Here is a 24,224-nt window from a genome sequence, read left to right as displayed (position 1 = left end):
AGGGTAATCGCATTAATTAAGGTATAATGGCAAGGGAAATTTTTCAAATATTTGACAGCATCATTCAATGGCAGCTCCTAAACTAAGGAATGAAAATTTAGTGTGATACTGATAGCCAGCTAAGCACGCTCGCTGGGGTTCCACCTAGTTGACTTATCTCCATCACGTGATCTTGCCTAGGGCGTGTTTTCAAACTATAACCACGACAGAATGCAGGCGATCGTAATCATGGCTGTATAATTGGCAGCCAGCTTATCATATCGAATAGCGATCGGACTCCATTGTTTGAGTCGGTTGATAGCAAGTTCAACAATGTTCCGTTGCCGGTAGATTTCACGGCAGCCTTTTTCCATCTGCCTGAGTGAGGGATACCTGCCTTTGTTCATTCCCTGTTTAACTGCTGGTTGGTCGCCGATCGCGTCTCCGCCGCAGCCCTGCCTCTGGCGGGTGCATTTTCTGTCATTTGTCAAGTACAATTTATACCAAATTAGATGCGATTACCCTGACTAATAACCAATAAATATGGTTCACTTTAACGTTGGTTTTCAACACTTTAACTCCTTCGCTGATATTACGCTATCCCTGGCGAAAACTTTACACCAAATGGGAATTCCTATTTCGGTTGAACCTTCAACAATAGCATCTCATCTCAGCCGCAATTTGACAGCAGAAGAAAACGACCTGCTAGCGAAGTGGATGAACACTGCACCCTCAGATTTATTTCAGATCAAATGGTCTCATTATTGGAAACCTTATTTTTTAAAAGAACTCAACGGACATCTCAACTTAGAACTTTTTGCTATCAATTACGAATTCGCCCAAAACCATGATGATTATGATTACTGGATTTACGATGCTGTTAACACTTCATCCCACAAACTAGCCGTCAGCCAATACTCTAAAAACGTTTTAATAAAAGCGGGATGTCCGGCGGCCAACGTCTCAGTCATGCCTCTAGGTTTCAATCCTTTAATCTCGCAACTCTATTTTCCCAGATCCCCAAAACAACCAAAAGATGTAAAACATATTCTACACATGACCAATTCTTTTGATATGTATAGATTTGGCACGGATCTGGCAATTCAAGCTTTTTGGGAAGAGTTTAAAGATGATTCTAACGTAAAGTTAATAATAAAAGATGGAGGAAAAAATCCTGATGTTATAGTGAAACATCTCGCCCATATCGAAAAGCAGCTCGGCAAGTTAAAAGCCAAAATTCTGATAATCCCTAAATTTTGTAATAAAGCAGAACTAGCTGATTTATACTTGTCAGCCGATGCTTTTTTAGCTCCGTTTCGCGGGGAGGGTTTTGCGATTAAAATTTTGGATGCCTTTGCTGCAGGTTTGCCCGTTGCTATGACTATGTACGGCGGCCCGACTGAGTACGCCAATGCTGAAAACTGCTATCCCATTGCTTACGCTCTAATTCCCGTCGGAAAGTGTTACGATACTCAGTATCTAGAAATCAGAAATGCTCCTCATTGGGCAGAACCAAATGTTCAGTCTGTTCGCGAACAGTTGCGAAAAATTGTTGAAGACCCGATGCGTTTTCATGTAGCTCAAAAAGCTAGAGAGACGGCGGATTTATTTAATTGGGAAGCTGCCGCTCAAAAATTGCTAAAATTAATGCGAGAATTGTTTTAGGAGCCGAAATTATGGGACTCGAACGCAAAATGTTTAGGGGAATGTTTTCACCGGGGGAAATGGTACGATTGAAACAGCCTTGTTTTACTCCCGGGCGATTGTTTGAGCCAGGAAAATATAACGCTGATGAGTTGCCGGATATCGCTTTTGATATGGGTTTGGTAGACCATTTGCCACCAGTCAAAGGCAACTGTTCCGAAAATCTCAATGTTCAGAACCCGTCAGCTCAAAACCTTGAGGACTAAACTCCCGTTTGCAGTAAGGACTTCAGTCCTAAAAATCCCTGTTTGTAGTAAGGACTTTAGTGCTGAAAATTAAAATAAATAATCAAAGACTCAAGTCCTGACTGCAAAAAAGATAAAGCCAATTTAACCATTTTGCTCGATCTGGGCAATTAACTCTTTTAAAACTTGACTAGCTTTATCGTTCTCAATCTGACAAGTTCCGGCATTCTGGTGCCCACCGCCGCCATATCTTAACATTAACTCCCCAATATTAGTTTTAGAAGTTTTGTTAAAGATTGACTTGCCAACTGCGAAAACAGTATTTTGTTGTTTCAGTCCCCAAAGTACGTGAATCGATATATTGCAATCGGGGAACAAAGCATAAATTACAAAACGATTCCCCGCATAAATCACCTCTTCGTTACGCAAATCCAAAACAACTAAATTATTATAAACTTTGGCGCATCTCTGTATTTGCTCTTTAAATTTTTCTTCTTGCTCGAAGTAGAGGTCTACTCTTTCTTTTACATCAGGAAGCTGCAAAATTTCATCGATGGTATGATTTTTGCAGTAATCGATTAACTGCATCATTAACTGATAATTGGAGACCGTAAAGTCTTTAAACCTTCCTAAGCCTGTTCGGGCGTCCATTATGAAGTTTAATAACACCCATTCTTGCGGATGCAAAACCTCTTCTTGGGCAAATTGAGCGGAATCTGATTTGTCAACTGCCGCCATCATCGCCTCAGAAATATCAGGAAACTTTGCTTTGCCTCCATAATATTTGTACAGTACCCTAGCTGCAGAAGCTGCATAGGGATCGATGATGTGGTTAATTTTGATTTTCTCGTGTCTAAGAGTTTCGCTGAAATGGTGATCGAAAGCTAGATGAACTCCCTCAACATAGGGTAAATTGGTGCTAATATCGTTATTTGTTATTTCGATTTTCCCATCCTGCATATCTTTAGGATGCACGAATTTAATCTCGTCGATCATATCGAGTTCTTTGAGCAAAACGGCACAGACAAGACCGTCAAAATCGCTGCGGGTGACTAATCTGTATTTTTTAGTGAGTGGCATATGCTTCTGTGATAGGGAGGAACTGATCACCAGCTAATATAACGTATTACCCGATCGCTTTCCAATATGAACGCAGACCCTTACGCTTGGATAGAGAAGGCCCTGGACACAGTTCGCAGTGCCGATTGGTATCGATCGCCACGATCGATCGATAGTTGCCCCGGGCCTGTGGTAAAGTTATCAGGCCAGAGCCTGATTAACTTTGCCAGCAACGATTATCTCGGACTTGCCGGCGATGACAGGTTAATTCAAGCTGCTATGGCTGCCACTAAGGAATTTGGTACGGGTGCGACGGGTTCGAGGTTGGTCAGCGGACACCGCGATTTGCACCGACAGCTAGAACTGGGTATTGCTAATTTAAAACAAACTGAAGATGCTTTAGTATTTAGTTCGGGATATTTGGCGAATTTAGGGGCGATCGCATCCGTTGTCGGCAAGCGCGATTTGATATTATCTGACAAGTACAACCATTCGAGCCTGAAAAACGGTGCCACACTCAGCGGTGCAACTGCCCTAGAGTACAGTCACTGCAATCTTGAGGATTTAAAGGCAAAGCTAGAGCAAAATCGCGCCCGATACCGCAAGTGTTTAATTATTACCGATAGCGTCTTTAGCATGGATGGGGACTTGTGTCCGCTACCGCAGTTGTTGGCTGTGGCCGAAACCTTTAACTGCATGGTATTAGTAGATGAAGCTCACGCTACAGGAGTTTTCGGTGCTAGCGGTGCCGGTTGTGCAGAACATTTCGGGTGTACGGGAACACCACTGATTCAAGTGGGGACACTCAGCAAAGCTTTGGGAAGTTTAGGTGGTTACGTTGCGGGCTCTGCTGCTTTAATTGATTTTCTGCGTAATCGAGCTGCGACTTGGATTTATACTACAGCATTGACGCCTGCTGATGCGGCGGCTGCTTTGGAAGCTGTGAGGATTGTACAGCAAGAACCAGAACGCCGAGTTCGGTTGCGACAAAATATCGGAACTTTCAAATATTGCGCGATTACCAATCACCAATTACCAATTAGCAATTCCCTCTCCCCAATTTTCAGTCTTCCGTTAAAAAATGCAGCGGCAGCTTTAACAGTAGGGAGCAAACTCAAGGACATGGGTATTTTTGCTCCGGCGATTCGGCCTCCGACTGTAAGTGTCAGTCGAATTCGGATTTCGCTGATGGCAACTCACGAGCTCGCACACCTTCAGCAATTGGTAGAGGCGCTGAAGCAAGTTGTGAGTTTTGAGTAAATGTTGGGTACGTCATAAATACCTTACCCTGGGAGTAAATGTTGTGAGATGGGGAGAATTTCAACTTCTGCCTTCTGCCTTCTGCTGCTCTAGGCTTTTCCAGCTCTAGCTTTCGTCCTTTGGCAGCTCTAGCGTTCTGCCTTTTTTTTTTGATTGTCAAGATATCGCTATTGACTTATGACCAATCTTATACAGGAGTTTGGTCGAGCGGTCAACAACTGTAAATTTTTTGTAAATTTAGATACTTTTTGGAATTTAGCGCTATATTGGAAAAGTAGCAGGTACACCAAATTTTATATAAGGAACGTCCACCATGAACACAAATCGTCAAAACGTAAAAAAAGTAGCAGAAACCCACCGCGCTAACATTCACAAGCAACTGATGCACCGCATAGAAGTAGCGAGATCCAGTGGGAACCAAGATTTGGTTCGGGTGCTTGAAGAGGAAATGAGACAGCTTTAAAGAAGCTGCAACTAGAATTTGCCCGTAGTTTGGTTTAGAGGGTTGTGCGAGAAATGCAGAATTCCGGCAACCGCTACCTGTGAAGTTTTGACTCCTCTCTGAGTTGGTAGGAAAAACCCCGGTTTCTTCAAGAAACCGGGGTTTTTTATTGAGAAGGAAGAAGAAAGAAGGAGGAAGGAACAGTCTTGGTGGACGCACAAACTCTATCTGTAGAGTGCGCCTCGGCCCACAGATACTCTACCAATAGCCGATTCAACCATTTTTTGCGTAAGTTATGAAGTCAAAAGGAAGAGGGAAAAAGCAAGAACAGGACTTAAACTGCATTCCTTGTATTTTTAACACTTTCTATAGTAGTAAATTGCGCCGAGGCGCACCCTACTAATAACTATAGGGCTTACGAAACTGGCACATGGTGAGGCGTGATCACGCCGTCACCCATCACCTTAACCAGTTCGGAGCACTAAAAAGTTGACAGTCGCGACTAACCACCAAACTCAAGCCAGCATGAAGGACGTACAAAAACTGTGTGCTATTCGTTTGAAAAGTGAGCAATTTCCTAGGGAACTCAAGCAACTAACGGGAGAGAATATTGCCAGTGCCGTCAAGCTAGAATTCCCCGAAATCATATTGCTTGGCATGAAGTTGCGTGGGGTAGGCGCTCAAAAGTTTAGCTGATAAAACTCGTCAAACAATATATCAAATTAAACACGGCTGCTATCAAATTATTTAATTGAGCAACTAAAACTTGCCAAGGTTCCGATATTTATTGTCTAATATTTCGGTGCTGGTACACAAAGGTGTGACAGTTGCGTAAATCCTGCCCAATTTCTCTGTAATGCCTGAAGTCCCTAAATACCCAACGGGTTAGGCGAAGCCATCAACGGCATGGCTAAAAGAACACGAAATTAGCAACACTCAGAAGTTAGAAATAAAATGTAATAAGATAATATTGAAGATGGATTGAGATAGATTTTCCTGGTTGACTAGGAAAGGCAGCTTGGCCAAAATTTAAGACTAGGAACCATACTTAACAATAAAAATTTGAGAGCTATAAAGCTAAACATCGGGTAGCGACTGCAATATCCAAAAAATATATAGGTAAAATTGATGGCGACAGACATCCGACACCAGCCGGAAAACGGCTACTACTCAGAACCAACTCAGCCTTCCCCAACAGAAAATTTTAGTAGGCGATCGCCCATGCGTCTCCAGAGAACCCTGAGTTCTGTTGAAACCTGGGGCTTTGGCCTGAGCGGTCATATCGCATGGGTAACAATTGCACCACCAATGTACGCCGCTCTGGGCCCAAATGCAATTTTTGTCTGGCTGCCCGCCGTGCTGTTAGGAGTAATCCTGAACCTGCAAGTGAAACGCTTAGGGGAACATTGGCCAGAAATGTCCGGAGGAACACCCAACTATATCACCAGGCTACTGAGGAACTATCCCTCTCTGGGTCGCTATGCGGCCTTCGCTTACTTCCTGAGTTGGGTAGTATATCCATCAGTGAATGCGATCGTCATCACAGACCTCATCCAAGCTAACCTGGAACCCTTGGGCATTCCGTGTCCCAGAACAATTCTCATAGTGGGATTCACACTGATCGCTTATATAGTGGCATTTAGCGGCACTCGCGCTCTAGGAATACTGCACGCATTTTTCGTGTTCCCAGCAATTGGATTTCTACTGGTGTTTGGCATTCAAGGGATGGGATGGTTAGCTTTATCTCCAGAGAGTCCCGGACTTTTCCCCAGCAGTTGGCCAACCTTAACCTTTGTGGACTGGGCTAAGTGGTCGTGCTTCGCGCTCTACGCTACTTGCGCCTGCGAAACAGCTTCTTCCTTTGTCGCCGACAGCCGTCGTCCCAGTGAAACTTTGCGGTTTCTGAACTTAGCTGCTGCACTAATTGTTCCCATATTTCTAGCCAACTCCTGGGTACTGATGCGCTTAGCCACCGCTGAAGGACTGGGGGAAGACTCATTTAAGAATTTATTAGCAGCCGCCGTACCATTTTGGGGCCCGTCAGCTTCATTAATCGTGACACTGTTGCTGGCTTCAAGCTGTTTTCTAGCTTGCGCCACTGCGGTTTCTAACTCTCCACGAATGTTGTACCAACTCGCTTTAGATGGATATGTTGCACCCGTGTTTGCGATAGTTTCCCGACGAGGTGTTCTGCAACCGGGCTTGATATTTTGCGTTTTAATTAATTTGATCGCTTTACTTTGGATAGATCTAACTCGGCTATTGGTGATTGGTTCTGTTGGCTTCGTCGTAATGTTGATGTCACTCAATCTCGGACTCTGGCTGCGGCGAGGCTCTCCAGAAGTGCGATGGCCTTGGTTGGCATTAGGCTTCTTGATATTTGATGGTGTGGTGTTGCTGGTTGGAAGCTTAGCTTGGAGTCAGGAAGATGTGCTGATTGGGTTCCTGTTTCCTGCGGTTGTTTTCGTAGTGGATGCGGCTATCCGTCGCATTCCCCTTGCACCGTTTCATCCAGAATGGTGGATTCAGCGTTATCGGCAACAGCGCAAGAGCTTGATACCAGATTTTGTAGCGTTTCAGGTTGTAGTCGTGATTTTACTGATTTCTAGCGCCGCTACGGTCGGCTGGTTGTTTGGTATCCCCTTAGAGGCTAACTCAAGTCTTGCCTCTAATCTTTTGGTAGTGCTAGTGTTGAGTATCACCTTTGTCGGGGTAGCCGTTGCCTGTTGGACGAGCCTATCCCAGGTTGTCTTAATGGACGAGGCACGAGAGGGAGCAGAACAGCTTTTTACCATTGCCCTAGATGCTATTGTAGTGCTGGATGGAAAAGGTGTAATTCGTCAGACTAATCCCGCTGCTGAAAGCCTCTTCGGAATAGATATTACAAGGCTAATTGGGTCTTACCTGAACAAATTACTACCCGGATTAGCGGCTCAGCCAGAGCAGTGGCTCAGTCGCAGCGAACACACCCTCAACTTACCCGATGGAAACTCGCGCATCCTGGAAGTTGCTATCTCAAACCGATTCTCTCAACAAGCTTCTCTTTCCAATCAGGATCTCCAAGAATATGTGGCGATCGTGCGCGATATCACCGATCGCAAGCAAGCCCAAGAATCACTGCAAAAAGCTAATGAGGAACTAGAAATCAAAGTCGAGGAGCGTACATCTGAACTCACCCATACTGTACAGCAATTGCAAAATGAGATTGAAGAGCGCCAGCGGATAGAAGCAAATCTCAGAGCTATGCAAAATCAAATTGTTGTCCAAGAAAAACTAGCTTCTCTGGGCAGTTTAACCGCAGGCATTGCCCACGAAATCAGAAACCCCTTAAACTTTGTCAACAATTTCTCAGAACTTTCTGCTGAATTAACAGAAGAACTGTTTGAAAAAATTGAAAATCAAGCAGAACGTTTAGATCCCGAAACCAGTGAGGATATTGCCGAGCTATTAACCGATCTCACAGCTAATCTTAAAAAAATAAATCAACACGGTCAAAGAGCAGACAAAATCGTTGGCAATATGCTTTTGCATTCGAGGGGACAAAGCGGTCACTGGGAAGCTACAGATATAAATAGTTTATTAGCCGAATATATCAATCTAGCCTATCACGGGATGCGAGCGAAGGAAGCTGCTTTTAACATTACCATAGAAACCGACTATGACAATGACATAGGCGAAGTAGAGGTCGTGCCACAAGACATCGGCAGGGTTTTTCTTAACATTATTAGCAATGCTTGCTATGCAGCCTATAAAAAGCAGCAAGAAATGGGAGAAGAATTTTCACCGCTGCTTGACGTGAGAACTCGAAATCTTGGTGACGCGATTGAAATCCGCATTCGCGATAATGGCTCAGGTATAAAACCCGAGGTACTCGATAAAATTTTCAATCCCTTTTTTACTACAAAACCACCAGCCGAAGGTACTGGTCTAGGTCTGTCTATCAGTCAGGATGTTATCGTCCAGCAACATCGAGGAGAACTCAAAGTCGAAACAGAAGTAGGGAAATACACAGAGTTTATAATTACCTTGCACAAAAAAACAGCCGAAATTAAGGAGTAAAAAAATGAAAGTAATGGTGGTAGACGACGAGGAAGATATTCAGTCACTGTTCAAGCAGAAATTTAGGAAAGAAATCAAAGCAGGGCAAATTCAATTTCATTTTTGCCTGTCTGCAGAGTCAGCTTTGAAATACTTAGAAAACCAGGATGAAGCGTCTATTGTCTTGATTTTATCGGATATTAATATGCCAGGAATGAATGGGATCGAACTGCTTAGGGTTCTCAAAGAAAAGTTTCCCGCTTTGAAAGTTTTTATGATTACGGCTTATGGAGATGAGAGAAATTACCAAACCGCAATGGCTTATGGAGCTGATGACTATATTACTAAGCCTGTTAATTTTGATACACTCAAAAATAAAATACTCAACTTGGAGTAAATTTACAAGGAAACATATTTAGTAATTGGTAATGAGTAATTGGTAATTGAAAGCAGTACCTCAGTCGAGTTAAAATTGCTCGCTTGCATTTTCCTTATGTTCTTCTGGAACGCTAAATCTTTATGAGTTTTAAGAGTAACTGAAAAATTAATATGTCAGCAAAAATAATGTTTGTGGATGATGAACCAGATTTAGAATCTCTACTTTCCCAGCGATTTAGGAAAAGAATCCGCGCCGAAAAATGGCAGCTTTTTTTTGCCCACAATGGCGTACAAGCGCTGGAAAAATTGAAAGAATACCCGGATGTAGATATAGTAGTGACCGATCTTAATATGCCTGAAATGGATGGCCTGACTTTACTCTCTAAACTTAACCAGATAAACCTCCCTTTCAAAACAATAGTTATATCAGCCTATGGCGACCTGAAAAATATAAGAAATGCGATGAACTTCGGTGCTTTTGACTTTCTAACCAAGCCAATAGATTTTCAGGATTTAGAAATTACCCTCAACAAAACGCTGCGCGAGGTGCAACAGTTAAAAGAAAATCTGCGCTTGCGGGAGTCAGAAGCTCACGCTAGAGAAGAAGCTCAGCATTTACAGAACTGTATGCAAGACCTACAAAAGACCCAAGCTCAACTGATTCAGACCGCAAAAATGTCTTCTTTGGGTCAAGTGGTTGCGGGGATTGCCCATGAAATCAATAACCCCGTCAACTTTATCTACGGCAATATCAGCCACGTCAGTGATTATATCCAAGACCTACTGCATCTGCTGCATCTCTATCAGCAGCAGTACACTCCTCCCTGTTCGGAGATTCAAACTGAAATCGAAGCCATAGATTTGGAATTTCTGATAGCAGATTTACCCGCAATTCTGGCTTCAATGAAAGGGGGTGTTGACCGCATTCAGAAGGTTGTTTTGTCTTTGCGTAACTTCTCAAGGTTGGATGAAGCTCACATAAAGCCTGTTGACATTCACGAGGGGATAAAAAGCAGCCTGATGATTTTGCAGAATCGACTTCACACAAGGGCAGCGCGTCCAGAGATTCAAGTGATCGAGGACTACAGCGCTCTGCCTTTAGTCGAATGCTATGCTGCAGAAGTAAACCAGGTGTTTATCAACATCCTTTCTAATGCGATTGATGCTTTGAAGGAGTACAACAAACAACGGTCACTAGAGGACATCCGCGCTTGCCCGCTGGCCATTACTATTCGCACTTTTCTGCTAGAGGAACAATCCCGTGTCGTCATTCAAATTCTGGACAATGGGCCGGGAATGACCGCCGAGGTGAAAGACCGTATTTTTGAACCATTTTTTACTACTAAGCCTGTAGGTGAGGGTACTGGTTTGGGTCTCTATATCAGCTACCAAATTGTACAGGAGAAGCATGGGGGCGCATTGAAGTGTTTTTCAGAGGTGGGGCAGGGAACAGAGTTCTGGATTGAAATTCCAATCAGACAAACGAGGGCGACACTCAACCTTAGCTAATCTATCGACTTTTACCAAACTCAGAGCCTATTCTAGCCATCCGGTTTGCCATTGCAGAAACCAGTCTTTTCATTACTCCTGAAATAATCTATAATAGGACGTAAAGTAGATAAAAATTACTCGGCGGATAAGTTAATGAATCCCAGGAGTTCAAAAAATGTCACCTACGACCGCACTGGCTCGCAATATGCCAGCTAAAATATTATTTGTGGATGACGAGCCTGATTTAGAATCTTTAATTTGCCAGAAATTTAGACAAAAGATCCGCACAGGAGAATACCAAGTTTTTTTTGCACACAATGGCGTAGAAGCGCTTTCAACGTTGCGAGAGCAGCCGGATATAGATATTATCCTGACAGACATTAATATGCCAGTCATGGATGGTATGGCTTTGCTAGCGAAACTTAACGAGCTAGTTACTATGGTCAAAACAGTAGTTATATCTGCTTATGGCGACTTGGGGAATATCAGAAAGGCGATGAATGGCGGGGCCTTTGACTTTTTGATTAAGCCTTTAAATTTTCAGGATTTAGAAATTACCATTAACAAAACTTTATGCCATGTGCAGCAGCTAAAGGAAAACGAGCGCTTCCGCCAAGAAAGAGAGGAGAAATTGCGGCAATCGGAAGCGCGAGAGCGAGAAAAAGCCATCCAACTAGAACTGGCACTGCAAAATTTACAGCGCACCCAATCTCAGCTTATTCAGACTGAGAAAATGTCTAGCTTAGGACAACTAATTTCCGGTATTGCCCACGAAATTAATAATCCTGTTAACTTCATCTATGGCAACTTAAGTTATGTCAATGATTACACTCATCAGCTATTGAGTTTAATCACACTTTACCAGGAGCACGATGCCCATAACTACCCTGAAATCGAAGCTTTAATTGAGAAAATAGAGCTGGAATTTATCAAAGAGGATATGCCTAAAATGCTGTCTTCGATGAAATTGGGGGCAGAACGTATTCGTCAGATTGTGCTGACGTTGCGGAACTTCTCGCGCCTAGACGAAGCTGAGATGAAACCCGTTAATATTCACGAGGGAATCGACAGCTCTCTAGTAATTTTGCAGAGTCAGCTCAAGGCTAAGCCGAATTCTTCGTCTATTCAAGTTATTAAAGAATACGGAGATTTGCCACAAATAGAATGTTATGCCTGTCAGTTGAATCAGGTATTTATGAATTTGCTAAGCAATGCCATTTATGCCTTGAATCACTATGATAAAAAACTCAGCCCTGACCCAATTAAAAACGAGCCTAGGACGATTACGATTGCTACTTCTCTGCTGAATCGCGATTGGGTAAGAATCTGTTTTAAAGATAATGGCCCGGGAATGACAAGCGATGTAATAAATCGGCTGTTTAATCCTTTTTTTACAACTAAACCTCTGGGTGATGGCACGGGCTTGGGATTATCGATCAGCTATCAGATTGTGGTGGAGAAGCACGGCGGAGATTTGAAGTGTTTTTCGCAGCCAGATCGAGGTGCAGAATTTGTGATTGAGATTCCGATTAGGCAGAATAATCGGATAGAGATGAAGGCAACTTAAGGGGAATTAAAAAAAAATCAACAAAGTCTGGTAAAGTCTATAATCGCGATCGCACTTCCCCAATTTCTCTGTAATTTCTGAAGTCCCCCAAACACCGAACGACCTAGCTGAAGCCCTCAATAGTAGATTTTGAGTGGTTTGTCAACTTGTCAGTGTCCCGGACTGGTTAAGGTGAGGCGTGAGGGCGCGAGCACGCCTTCACCATGTGCCAGTTGCGTAAGTTTTGAACTAATAATTAACGACTAATGACTAATGATTATCTTCCTCCGACGACGACATTTTTAATCCGCAAATGGGGGCCGCCGACGCTTACGGGTAGACCGCTCTGACCGCCTTTACCGCAACCGCCGTAGGCATAAACCGAGTCGTTTCCTATAGACTCAATATCCTTTAACGTCTGAAATACATTGCCGCTTAAAGTGACATCGCTCACCGGTTCAGCCAATTTGCCGTCGCGAATCATGAACCCTTGAGCCGCCGCAAAGGTAAACATTTCGCCGTTGGTTTGTCCTCCCAACATCCGCACTGCATAAACTCCTTCGTCAATGTCGGCAACCATTTCGTCAAAAGAATGTTCGCCAGACTCGATCGCAGTATTAGTCATCCGCACCAAAGGCATAAAAGTAGCGCTCAGAGCCCGGGCATTTCCCGTCGGACTTTCGCCCATTTTGCCCGCAGTCTCGCGATTGTGCATCCGAGCCGCTAAAACTCCATTTTTAATTAAATGCTTGCACTGAGCCGGCACACCTTCGTCGTCGTATTTCAAAGTTCCCGGCAATCCCGGCACAGTTGCGTCGTCAATTACATTCAATTGTTCGATCGCCACAGGCTTGCCCAAAGTCAACAATTCCTGCATTTTCGGGTTTTCGTAAATGCCGTCTGCTTCCGACAAATGACCGAAAGCTTCGTGAATAAAAACCCCCGACAAATAAGGGTCTAAAATCACCGGATACTGGCCGCCTTTCACCGATTTTGCCTCTAGTTGGCCCACAGCTCGAACTGCCGCACTTTTAACACGATCTTCAATGTTTGTCAAGACATCGTAATCCGATCGCGAGTGAATAGACTCAAACCCTTGGCGGACGACACCGCCCTCCCCGCGGGCGATCGCTCCGAAACGCCCGGTCACGTCCAAGCGCTCTTGAGCGATGCAAGTACCTTGAGAATTCACAAAATAAGTAATACCGAATCTGTCGCTGTAACCTGCCATTGTCGTCTGAATTCGCGGGTCATGATCTAACAGCAACTGATTGTAAGATTCGAGCAATTTCCGCTTTTCGGCTAGAGTAATAGAGCGCGGGTCGCGGCCCAATTCCACCGCTACATAATCTTGAATCGGGGTGACATCTGCTAGTAGAGTTTTTTCGCTGCCAACCAAGCGAGACTGCACTACAGCTTCTTCAATGCGGTCTTTTAATTCATCTAAACCGTTAAAAGTTACAAAACTCCAGCCACCTTTGTGACAGGCGCGGATGCCGCCGGCGAGACTAAAACTGCGGTTGACAGCATCTAACTGAGGGCCGCGAAAACTAATCGCAGTTGACTCGCTTTGTTCGAGGCGAACTTCTAGATAATCTACGCGATCGCGGTAAGGTGCGATCGCTTCCATCAACTGTTCTTGCATCAAATTGCCCCTATGAATGATTCGGCGTAGCGCTGAAAAAAATTATTGCTAAACCTATTTTAGCTAATAACTCCCGTCTTTCGGGTGCGCGTTCCCCCACCGCTGTGGTGCGGGAGCATGGCGCGCCCTACCCGAGCAAAAACGAGTCAACCAATTTTAGATTTTAGATTTTAGATTTTAGATTGATCCGTCCTGAGCCTGCGAAAGAATGAATCCGGGGGCTTATGACCACATTTCTTTCGGTGAGTCGATTGTAGATTTAAAACTTTTTCCATAGAATTGATGATGAGAGGCTTGCCGATCGCCGACGCTCGGCGGGCGTCCTAGAACACAACAAACTCCCGCCCGCTTGGGACAAGCCCGGTATGCCGAAAATCTGGCATTGGCTTAGAGAAATCAAACTAAACTAAATCTATCTAAAGATCTAAAAAATATACCTTAACCGCCGACAGATGGAATACTTTAAGGTGAAAAAATTCCAAATTTCACCGTATTTAGCAGCAATTTCGGCATCAATAGCAATTTTGGTCGGAGTTGGACTTTTAGATCGCTCAGAACAGCGACGCTTTTTTCACTACAACCGCGCTAGCACCCTCGATCGCCTCAGCACAGTCCGTTCTAAGCTGGAAGGCGCTTTGAATTCCCGCGTATTTTTGACGCGGGGTTTGGGGGCTTACCTTTCCAACAACCCAAACATCACCGAAGCTGAGTTTACAGCGACGGCGAGAATTCTGGTGGCACAGCAACCGGGCATCCGCGCCATAACTTTAGTTAAAGGCACGACGATCGCTTACATTTACCCACGGGAGGGAAATGAAGCGCTGATCGGGGTTGACTTGACGGCGCTACCCGAACAGCGGCAAATGGTCAAAGAGGTTATCTACACCAGAAAAACTTTGCTAGCCGGGCCCGTGAAATTATTGGAGGGGGACGAGACGTTTATCAGCCGATCGCCGATTTTTCTCACACCCTCCGGCGCCGAGCCTGAAACAGGTGTTTACTGGGGCTTGACAGGTTTGATCATCGACAAAAATTCCCTGATTGAGGAAGCAGGACTCAATGACTCCTCAGCGAAGCTGCAATACGCTCTGCGGGGCAAAGACGGGAAGGGAGCATCCGGCCCTGTGTTTTTCGGTGACGGGTCAATTTTTCAGCACAATCCCGTGCTGCTGGAAGTGACTTTGCCGCACGGTTCCTGGCAGTTGGCAGCAATTCCGGCGGGAGGATGGCCTGCGAATTCGCCGTTTCGGGGGTGGCTGATCTTTGGAGGCGCCTTGCTGGCTGTTTTCAGCGGGGTTGTGGCGTTTAGCTGGGTGTATGGCCCTGTGAAGCTGCGATCGAGCGAAGTTAAGTACCGGCAATTAGTTGAGAATGCTAACAGCATGATTGTGCAGTTAGACAGTGAAGGCAAGATTACTTTTTTTAACGAGTTTGCTGAAACTTTTTTCGGGTATTCAGAAGCAGAAATTATCGGCAAAAGTGCGATCGGCACAATTATACCGAAAACAGATTTATCCGAAAGTGACCTGGTGGCAATGATCCGAGACTGTTTGGCACAGCCGGAAAAATCCTTCCAAAACGAAAATGAAAACATCCGCAGCAATGGAGAAAGAGTCTGGATAGCGTGGACAAATAAACCTTTACTAGATGCGAAGGGAAATTTGGCAGGACTGCTTTGTATCGGGACGGATATTAGCGATCGCGTCTTAGCAGAAGCCGCGCTGCTTAATAGCGAATCTCGCTATCGGGCAATTATTGAAGACCAAACCGAACTGATTTGCCGTTTCTTGCCGAGCGGAGTTTTGACTTTTGTCAACGATGCCTACTGCCGCTATTTCAATAAATCGCGATCGGATTTGGAGGGCCATACTTTTATGCCCTTAATGCCGGCCGAAGACCAAGAAATTCTCAGCCGCAGTTTCAGTTCTCTAAGCCTAGAAAACCCCGTCGTTACCTGTGAACACCGGGTCGTTCTAGAAACAGGGGAAACTCGCTGGCACCAGTGGACCAATCGGGGGATTTTTGACAGTACGGGCAGCTTGATTGAGTGTCAAGGAGTGGGGCGCGACATTAGCGATCGCAAACAGGCTGAAATTGCCCTGCAAGCTTCCGAAGCAGAACTCCGGACTTTGTTTGCGGCAATGAGCGATGTAATTTTTGTGATTGATATTGAAGGACGCTATCTGAAAATTGCCCCGACAAATCCCGGACTTTTATATAAACCACCTGCTGAACTTGTCGGTCAAAAAATTAGCGATTTATTCGCTCCAGAAATGGCAGATTTTTTTATGGAGCAAATTCGCACCGCCCTCGCTACAAATCAAACCTGTACTTTTGAATATAACCTGGAAATTGCCAGCGTACAAAAGTGGTTTGCTGCTACCATTTCGCCAATGAAAGAAAAAACGGTTCTGTGGGTGGCTCGCGACATTACGGAGCGCAAGCAAGCTGAAAATTGGTTAACCGGTCAGAAACAAATTTTAGAAATGATTGCTAAGGGCGCAACTCTTGGCGAGACTTTAAATACTTTAGTTAAAATTATCGAACAGCAATCTAGAGATGTCATGGGTTCGATATTGCTTCTAGCTCCAGATGGCGAACATTTACTGCACGGAGCCGCGCCCAATTTGCCCGACAGTTACAATGCTGCTATTCATGGCATAGCCATCGGCCCGGATGTCGGTTCCTGTGGCACTGCTGCCTTTAGCCGCCAACAGGTGCTCGTTACAGATATTGCCAGCGATCCTTTGTGGAAAAATTATCGAGATTTAGCCTTGAGTTTTGGACTTAGAGCTTGCTTGTCTACTCCTATTTTCTCATCTCAGGGTCAAGTTTTGGGAACTTTTGGAATGTATTATTCCCAACCGCGCCATCCCCATTTTTTTGAGCTGCAATTGATAGAAGCAATCATACACTTAGCAGGAATTGCGATCGAACGCAACCAGGCAGAAGAAAGTCTCAAACAACTCAATCAAGAACTAGAAAATAGAGTCAAACAGAGAACAGCTCAATTGATGCAAACTGAAGAACGCTGGCAGTTAGCACTCAAAGGCAACAACGACGGCATTTGGGACTGGAACTTGCAAACAGGGGAACTATTCCTGTCCGATAGATTTAAGGAAATCACCGGATACGACGAACACAGCCCGATTCTCGATTACTTTGACGAATTGAACAGGGGCACGCATCCCGACGATTTAGCCTTAGTAATGCAAGCTCTCCAAGACCATTTAAACAAGAAAACGCCACATTACATCGTCGAATACCGCTGCTGGTGCTACAACAGCGCTTACAAATGGATATTGAGTCGGGGACAAGCTTTGTGGGAGGCATCTGGAAAACCCGTCCGCATGGTGGGTTCAATTACTGACATTACGGAGCGCAAACAAGCAGAGGAAGCACTGCGGGAAAGCGAGGCAAGATTCCAAAAGCTGTCCGCTAATTTGCCGGGAATCATTTATCAATTTTTGTTGTGTCCAGATGGCTCTTTCTGTTTTCCTTACATAAGTGCTGCTTGCCGAGAACTTTTTGAGTTAGAACCAGAAGATGTTCTGAAAAATGCGGCTTTGGTAACAGATTTGATTCATCCCGAAGACAGCCAAAATTATGAGGAATCTGGTGCTATTTCAGCCCTAACTCTGCAACCTTGGCAGTGGGAAGGACGGATGGTGCTACCTTCCGGCAACATTCGTTGGTTTCAGATAAATTCGCGTCCTGAAGCTAAAGACAACGGCGATATTCTTTGGGACGGCATCGCCGTTGATGTTACCGATCGCAAACAAGCTGAATTAGCTTTGCAAGAAAGCCAGCAGTTCATTCAAAAAGTAGCATCAGCTACTCCCGGTATTTTGTATCTCTACGACTTGGAAGAACAGCGGAATATCTACACTAATACTTCAATGTTAGCGCTTTTGGGCTATACCAGCGACGAAATTACAGCGATGGATTCGTCACTCATGCCTCAGTTAATACACCCCGAAGATTTGCCTAAAATTCTGAAACATCACGCGAGCTTTGCAGGAATTGAAGATGGCGAAACTAGGGAAATTGAGTACCGGGTACAGGCAGCCGACGGTCAATTGTTGTGGCTGCAAAGTCGGGATACTATTTTTAGTAGGAATGCGGATGGTCAGACTAAGGTAATAATTGGAGTTTCCCAGGATATTACGACTCGCAAGCAAGCAGAGGAAGCACTGCGACAAAGCGAGGAACGAGAAAGAGAAAAAGCTCGAGATTTAGAGTCAGCGCTGCTGGACTTGCGCTCTACTCAAACTCAGCTCATTCAAACTGAAAAAATGTCTTCTTTGGGGCAATTAGTTGCCGGCATCGCTCACGAAATTAATAATCCCGTTAACTTCATTCACGCTAACATTGATTATCTCAACCAGTATACTAAAGAGTTGCTCGATCTGGTGACTCTTTACGAACACGAGTATCCCGAACCAAATTCAAAAATTGTCGATCGCATTCAAGAGATTGATTTGGACTTCATGGCAGAGGATTTAAGAAAACTTGTGGGTTCAATGCAGGTAGGAACCGAGCGCATCAGGCAAATTGTGTTGTCCCTCAGAAATTTCTCGCGGCTGGATGAATCCGCAATGAAGCCGGTCGATATTCACGTGGGGATTGAAAGCACTTTGTTAATTTTGCAGCACCGCTTGAAGAGTCGGGACAACCACCCGGAAATTGAAGTAATTAAGGAGTTTGGAAAACTGCCACTGGTGGAGTGCTATGCGAGCCAACTGAATCAGGTGTTTATGAATATTATTGCTAATGGAATTGATGCTATTGAAGAACGATATCACCAGTTATCGGTTCCACAATCAGAGACAAAGAGTGGACGGATTGCTATTTCCACGGGTGTAACCCCCCAGAACACTGTTAGAGTAGAAATTTCCGACAACGGTACGGGCATTCCCGAGGGGATAGTCGATCGCATTTTTAACCCGTTTTTTACTACAAAAGCTGTGGGGAAAGGTACGGGGTTGGGAATGTCTATCGCGCACTCGATTGTTGTGGAAAAGCACAAGGGCAAGATTGACTGTATTTCGTCCATAGGATGCGGAACAACTTTTAAGATTGAGATTCCGATCGACAAAGTGTATAAATAGTAGGGGCGTCAGTCGATTTTAGATTTTAGATTTTAGATTTTAGATTTTAGATTGACTCCGCAGTGGTATGGTGCGTCAGTCGATTTTAGATTTTAGATTTTAGATTGACTCCACAGTGGTACGGTGCATCAGCAGATCCTGATTTTCAGGCGCAGCGCCCGGAGCCAGAGGCTGACGCACCCTACAAGTTAACGACTAAAATAGACTGAAGCTGCTAACGAAGCGGTGCTGCATCAAACCTTTAATTGTATAAAAATTGACATGATGGGATTAATCCTGGAAGCCCTGCAAGCAATGGGACACAATGTCCGCTGGATGTCTTGGAATTTGTTTTTGGGTTTAGTACCGCTGGCCCTGAGTTTTTGGCTGTTCCGCAAACCTCGATCGCGCTGGCTGCTGTGGGGTACGGGCTTTCTCCTGGGCGCTACTTTTTTGTCCAGTACGCGCCCTGTTTTTGCCTATCTGAGGCACATAGTGCAAGATGTGGGCAAAACTTACGTTTTGGGGGCGATCGCGATTACACTGGCACTGATGGCTGTAGACATCTGGGTACTGCGGCAGCGCGGAGTTCGCTCTCTCCGGTGGTGGGGCGGTTTTTTCTGGTTTATCGCATTTTTACCCAATGCACCCTACGTTTTAACTGATATCATTCACCTGATCCGCCAGATTAAAGAGGGTAACTCGGTGTGGATTGTGACTCTAGCTTTGATCCCGCAGTATCTAGCGTTTATGCTAGCCGGGTTTGGGGCTTACGTGCTGTCGGTGATGAATTTGGGCTACTATTTGAAGCAACAGGGTTTGAGTAGATTTATCCTGGCAACGGAGATAACTATACACGCACTTTCGGCGATCGGAATTTATTTAGGGCGATTTATCCGCTTCAACACTTGGGACATTCTGACTAACCCCGATGCGCTGGTTAACAGCGTAATGAACGATTTGATTGGCAAGCGTCCGGTTTTAGTAATGGCTGTCACTTTTGTAGTAATTGCTGTTTTGTATTGGCTAATGAAACAAGTAATTTTAGGGATTAGCCAACGATTTTACAGCAGTAGATTGCAGTCGGACTTGACCCGCGATAGCGCAACTTCTTCCAGCTAGAGCGATTTGAGATTTGAGATTAAAGAATTGATTCAACAGATGAATCTAAGAGCTTGAACTAATCTCCTCAATTTTTTCTTCCCACCCGTTCACTCGGAAAACAAGTTTCCGTCTGTGGGTGAGACAAATTTTTTCGCCAAACTCCCAAATAAATTACTGCTGCATTTTGTCACAATACTTGATATGTTAGAACAGTCAAAGTAGTTTTGTAAACAGCAAAGATGAATCGATTTGACCGTCAGTTGTGGCAGAGATTTATTGCGATTGCTCAACCTTACTTTTATCCTGTAGAGCCTGGAGGAGGCAGAATCTTTTTAGGATTAGTAGCGCTGTTGTTGATATTTCTCTTCGCTGCGATGTTTGTGTTCGTCAGCGCTGTATGTTTGGGTACTCAAGTCTTATTTCCAGAGGCTTTTAATGGAGTTGCGGCTGGTTTAGCTACTTTAGTCAAAGGAATTATCTACTCACCGAAAATTGCGATCGTTGGTTTAATGCTAATCCTCCCGCTAGCTGCTTTTGTCTTTTTTAGAAGCAAGTTGATACCGCGCTGGAAACAGTGGAGCATGTTAGCTCTGCTGGTATTTTTGTCGCTGTCTGTTAGCGGAATTAACGTAATTATTAGCTATATTAGTAATTTTTTCACGACAGCGCTGGCTGAAAAAGATCAGATTACTTTTTGGCGGTTTATGTGGGTTTATGCTGGAGTTTTTATTATCGCTACCCCGATAGTTGTTATTTACGAGTATACCCAAGATAAACTGGGATTATACTGGCGAGAGTGGATGACTGATAGTTTCCTGGGGAGTTATTTTCAAAACCGCGCTTATTACGAAATCAATTCTCCGAAGAAAATCGACAATCCCGACCAGCGGATTGCTGAAGATATCAAATCTTTCACTAGGACAAGTTTAGAGTTTTTGCTGCTGATATTGGAGGCAGTTATCGATATTATTTCTTTTACAGGCATTCTGTGGTCTATTTCCAAAGGTCTTTCGATCGGACTAATTATTTACGCTGTCTTTGGCACGACAGTCATGATACTTTTTGGCAAAAGGTTGATATTTTTGAACTTCAATCAGCTCTCCACAGAGGCTGACTTTCGCTATGGATTGGTTCACATTCGGGATAATGCAGAATCAATTGCTTTTTACCGGGGAGAAGCACAGGAATCGGTTCAGGTAAAACACCGATTTTTAGCAGCAGTTCGGAACTTTAATTTCCTAATTGGTTGGCAGCGGAATCTGGGATATTTTAGAGTTAGCTATAGATATGCAACTTATATTATCCCCTCTTTATTCCTGGCTTCTCTATACTTTGCTGGTGAGATAAGATACGGCGATATCACTCAAGCTGAATTTGCTTTTCGTCAGGTTTCAGAAGCATTTTCTTTGGTTGTATATAGGATTGAAAGCTTGAGTTTTTTTGCAGCGGGGATTAATCGTTTAGCCACATTTAATGAGGCTCTAAGAGATGAAAAAAGTGCTGTAAAACTAGACTTCAGAACAATCGATACAGTTATAAGTTCGCAATTGACACTGGAACACGTTACTTTAGATACTCCCAAACATCAAAAGACTTTAATTAGCGATGTGTCGGTAGCCGTGTCGCCAGGGGAAGGACTGTTAATTGCGGGTCAAAGCGGTGCTGGGAAGAGTTCTTTGCTGCGGGCACTTGCGGGTTTGTGGGACGCGGGAACGGGGCGTTTGGCGCGGCCGGAATTAGGGGAAATGCTATTTTTGCCGCAGCGTCCTTATATGATTTTGGGTAGTTTGCGATCGCAACTTTTGTATCCCAATACCAGCAGCGAGGTTGATGAGGAAAAATTGCGCCAGGTTTTGGCATCAGTAAACTTAGCAGATTTGCCGGACAGATTGGGCGGTTTTGATGCGGATTTAGATTGGGCTGAAATTTTGTCGCTGGGAGAACAGCAGCGTTTAGCTTTTGCTAGATTGTTGTTAACGGAACCGCGATATGCTATTTTGGATGAGGCAACAAGTGCTTTGGATTTGAAAAACGAGCAACATTTATACGAGCAATTAAAAGCCACTAAAACTACTTTTGTGAGTGTAGGCCACAGAATGAGTTTGTTGCAATATCACCAGCAGGTTTTGGAACTTTTGGGCGATGGGGGTTGGCGGCTGGTTTCGACGGAAGATTACCGCGCTAGTATGAAGGTTTTTAGCTGATACAGCACTGCTTTCAGGAATTGTGAATTTACCCCGTTGTTGGTTCGCGGTGGGTTGTGGTGCGGTTGGAGCTTGATGGTTTGGTGCTATAAATTAATCGCCGTGTCTCTACCCATCCTACAATAGGTTATACGGGTAGGAAACAGCAACAATGTATGGCGATAAACTCCCCGTTCCTCATACCATTTTAGATTAAATAATTAAATAATTAAATAATAGATTAATTGAATAATTGGGAATGACTGATGGTGTATGGGTTTGGATCACTGACTGAGAGTTGCATTTTTTCCAACTTATATCACAATCGATAATTGGGTATAAATATCTAACAATGCCCAAAAAACAAAAAGCAAGCTGAACGTTTGTAGATGCGATTCAATTGCTCTCCCACGAGAACTCACACAATATAATAGAAGATAGATTTTTAGTATAGGCGAGATTCCTACCTTGACTACTCCGATTCCTCAAAACTTTGTGCAAACGATCGCCAAACAGCGCGGTGTCACAGATGCCGAATTAGAAACTGTGTTTATGGCTCTCGACGGCCAATCTACAGCGACGATCGCCACAAAGCTTGGCATTAGCGACATCGCCGTTCGCAAAAGACTCGGCGAAGTTTACAAAAAGTTTCAGATCGGGGGGAACGGCCCTGGAAAGCTTTCGGAATTGAGGCATCAGTTGCTGTTTTCATACCACACCGATCAGGGAACGAGCGATTTTAGTCGAGGTAAAGGCTCTCTATTGAAGGTGGCGATTGGACACCGACAGGAAGATTGGGGCCAAGCACCGGATGTTTCGGTTTTTTACGGACGGACTGAAGAATTAACTACTTTAAAGCAGTGGATTGTATCAGATAATTGTCGCCTGGTAGCGCTGCTGGGTTTGGCTGGTAGCGGCAAAACAACTCTGTCGGTGCAGTTGGCAAAACAGGTACAGAATGAGTTTGATGTTGTGATTTGGCGATCGCTGCGATCGACACCAGCACCATCCGACTTCCTAGGAAGCTTAATTCAACTTTTTTCTAACCAACAAAAACCCGATGTGCCCATCGACCTCAACAGCAAAATTTCGCGATTGGTCGAGTATCTGCGGAAACACCGCTGTCTGGTAATTTTAGACGATTTTGAAGCGATTCTCAGACCAGAAGAATTAGCGGGACACTACCGGGAAGGCTGCGAAGGATATCGAGATTTAATTGTGCGGCTGTGTGAGGTCAATCACAATAGCTGTTTACTGCTAGTTAGTTCGGAAGAACCTACAGAACTGGCTTTGCTGGCGGGAGAAAAAGTGCGGTCTTTAAAACCTGCTATTTCCGAGGAAATAGCGCGGGAAATTTTCCAAGAAAAAGGTTTGTCGCCTCAAGATCAAGAGTTGGAAATCTTGTTATCCAGGTACGGAGGCAATCTGTTAGCATTAAAGATTGTAGCGACAACAATTAACGAGTTTTTCGAGGGAAATGTTTTAAAGCTTTTGGAAGCAACGGCGTTATTTATTGAAGAACATATCAGCAATTTGCTGGCGCAGCAGTTCGATAGAATGTCGAGTTCAGAACAAGAGATTGCCTACTGGATTGCTATTGCTCAAAGCCCGATTGCCCTGGCGACTTTACGAGAGCAGATGTTGGTCAATTCATCGCTTTCAGATTTGCTGAAAAATCTCGATTCTCTGGGTCGTCGCTCGCTGATTGACAAAATTAGTGAGGGCGGGGAAACTGTTTTTATGCTTCAGCCTTTGATCGTGCAATATGTGACCGACAGATTAGTCGATCAGATTCGAGGGGAGGTTTTGGAGACGGTTAAGACCCAAGGAATAGAAAGAATGCGGCTGTTAAAAACTCACAAATTGAGTATCAACATTGCTAAACGGAAAGGGGATAAATGCGAGCCAATTAGCTCTATTTTAGCATTAGTAAAAAATCGGTTGCAAGTGTTGTTTGTGAAGACGACAGGCTTTGAAGAACCGCTAAATATCTTGAAGAAAGTTGCCTCTGATCTGGAGGATAAATCGATTCTTGAGGTGGGATATGCTAGGGAGAATCTGGCGCAGATTATTTCAGAAATTCAGCGATAAGAAAAAAGCGATCGCCCTTTGATAAAAGC

Annotated in this window: 16 protein-coding genes; 13 read left to right on the top strand and 3 right to left on the bottom strand. The window is 44.3% G+C overall.

Annotation, left to right across the window (positions count from 1 at the left end):
* Positions 1-194 precede the first annotated feature (194 nt).
* Positions 195-476, bottom strand: a complete 282-nt coding sequence (locus tag NDI35_RS14795; RefSeq protein WP_445313401.1) for a transposase — start codon at positions 474-476, stop codon at positions 195-197.
* A 46-nt stretch (positions 477-522) separates the two neighbouring features.
* Between NDI35_RS14795 and NDI35_RS14790 the strand changes: the two genes are divergently transcribed.
* Together NDI35_RS14790 and NDI35_RS14785 are read left to right on the top strand one after the other, a co-directional pair.
* Positions 523-1,644: a glycosyltransferase family 4 protein gene (locus NDI35_RS14790; protein ID WP_445313400.1), complete on the top strand. Its 1,122-nt coding sequence runs from the start codon at positions 523-525 to the stop codon at positions 1,642-1,644.
* A gap of 11 nt (positions 1,645-1,655) precedes the next feature.
* A complete protein-coding gene (locus NDI35_RS14785) occupies positions 1,656-1,889 on the top strand; it encodes a hypothetical protein (RefSeq protein WP_445313399.1) in 234 nt (77 codons plus the stop codon).
* 123 nt (positions 1,890-2,012) lie between these two features.
* Here the strand turns inward: NDI35_RS14785 and NDI35_RS14780 are convergent, their stop codons facing one another.
* The gene (locus NDI35_RS14780) at positions 2,013-2,948 is read right to left on the bottom strand and encodes an exopolyphosphatase (RefSeq protein ID WP_445313398.1); all 936 of its coding nucleotides are present in this window, start codon (positions 2,946-2,948) and stop codon (positions 2,013-2,015) included.
* Positions 2,949-3,014: 66 nt separating this feature from the next.
* On the opposite strand from NDI35_RS14780, the gene bioF reads away from it, so the two are divergent.
* From bioF to NDI35_RS14745, 7 genes are all read left to right on the top strand, one after another.
* Entirely contained in the window at positions 3,015-4,187 is a 1,173-nt protein-coding gene (bioF, locus tag NDI35_RS14775) for an 8-amino-7-oxononanoate synthase (RefSeq protein ID WP_445313397.1), read from the top strand.
* Between the two features lie 313 nt (positions 4,188-4,500).
* The gene (gene pirA, locus NDI35_RS14770) at positions 4,501-4,650 is read left to right on the top strand and encodes an arginine synthesis PII-interacting regulator PirA (protein WP_172185012.1); all 150 of its coding nucleotides are present in this window, start codon (positions 4,501-4,503) and stop codon (positions 4,648-4,650) included.
* Positions 4,651-5,118: 468 nt separating this feature from the next.
* Positions 5,119-5,325, top strand: a complete 207-nt coding sequence (locus NDI35_RS14765; protein ID WP_445313396.1) for a hypothetical protein — start codon at positions 5,119-5,121, stop codon at positions 5,323-5,325.
* Positions 5,326-5,757: 432 nt separating this feature from the next.
* Entirely contained in the window at positions 5,758-8,688 is a 2,931-nt protein-coding gene (locus tag NDI35_RS14760) for an ATP-binding protein (protein ID WP_445313395.1), read from the top strand.
* 4 nt (positions 8,689-8,692) lie between these two features.
* On the top strand, positions 8,693-9,064 hold the full coding sequence (locus tag NDI35_RS14755) for a response regulator (RefSeq protein WP_445313394.1): 372 nt from the start codon (positions 8,693-8,695) through the stop codon (positions 9,062-9,064).
* Between the two features lie 152 nt (positions 9,065-9,216).
* A complete protein-coding gene (locus NDI35_RS14750) occupies positions 9,217-10,554 on the top strand; it encodes a sensor histidine kinase (RefSeq protein ID WP_445313393.1) in 1,338 nt (445 codons plus the stop codon).
* 157 nt (positions 10,555-10,711) lie between these two features.
* Complete coding sequence (locus NDI35_RS14745) at positions 10,712-12,103, top strand: sensor histidine kinase (RefSeq protein WP_445313392.1); 1,392 nt, start codon at positions 10,712-10,714, stop codon at positions 12,101-12,103.
* Positions 12,104-12,359: 256 nt separating this feature from the next.
* On the opposite strand, the gene NDI35_RS14740 is transcribed toward NDI35_RS14745, so the two are convergent.
* Positions 12,360-13,727, bottom strand: a complete 1,368-nt coding sequence (locus NDI35_RS14740; protein WP_445313391.1) for a TldD/PmbA family protein — start codon at positions 13,725-13,727, stop codon at positions 12,360-12,362.
* Positions 13,728-14,179: 452 nt separating this feature from the next.
* Between NDI35_RS14740 and NDI35_RS14735 the strand changes: the two genes are divergently transcribed.
* From NDI35_RS14735 to NDI35_RS14720, 4 genes are all read left to right on the top strand, one after another.
* A complete protein-coding gene (locus tag NDI35_RS14735; RefSeq protein WP_445313390.1) occupies positions 14,180-18,838 on the top strand; it encodes a PAS domain S-box protein in 4,659 nt (1,552 codons plus the stop codon).
* 261 nt (positions 18,839-19,099) lie between these two features.
* A complete protein-coding gene (locus NDI35_RS14730; RefSeq protein WP_445313389.1) occupies positions 19,100-19,939 on the top strand; it encodes a DUF1361 domain-containing protein in 840 nt (279 codons plus the stop codon).
* Between the two features lie 221 nt (positions 19,940-20,160).
* Positions 20,161-22,125 (top strand): ABC transporter ATP-binding protein/permease, encoded by a 1,965-nt coding sequence (locus NDI35_RS14725; RefSeq protein WP_445313388.1) that lies wholly within the window; start codon positions 20,161-20,163, stop codon positions 22,123-22,125.
* 447 nt (positions 22,126-22,572) lie between these two features.
* Complete coding sequence (locus NDI35_RS14720; RefSeq protein WP_445313387.1) at positions 22,573-24,195, top strand: NB-ARC domain-containing protein; 1,623 nt, start codon at positions 22,573-22,575, stop codon at positions 24,193-24,195.
* Positions 24,196-24,224: the final 29 nt, after the last annotated feature.

Source organism: Microcoleus vaginatus FACHB-2002 (genome assembly GCF_040004035.1).
Lineage (GTDB): Bacteria > Cyanobacteriota > Cyanobacteriia > Cyanobacteriales > Microcoleaceae > Microcoleus > Microcoleus vaginatus_C.
This window is presented reverse-complemented; position numbering and strand designations above follow the sequence as displayed.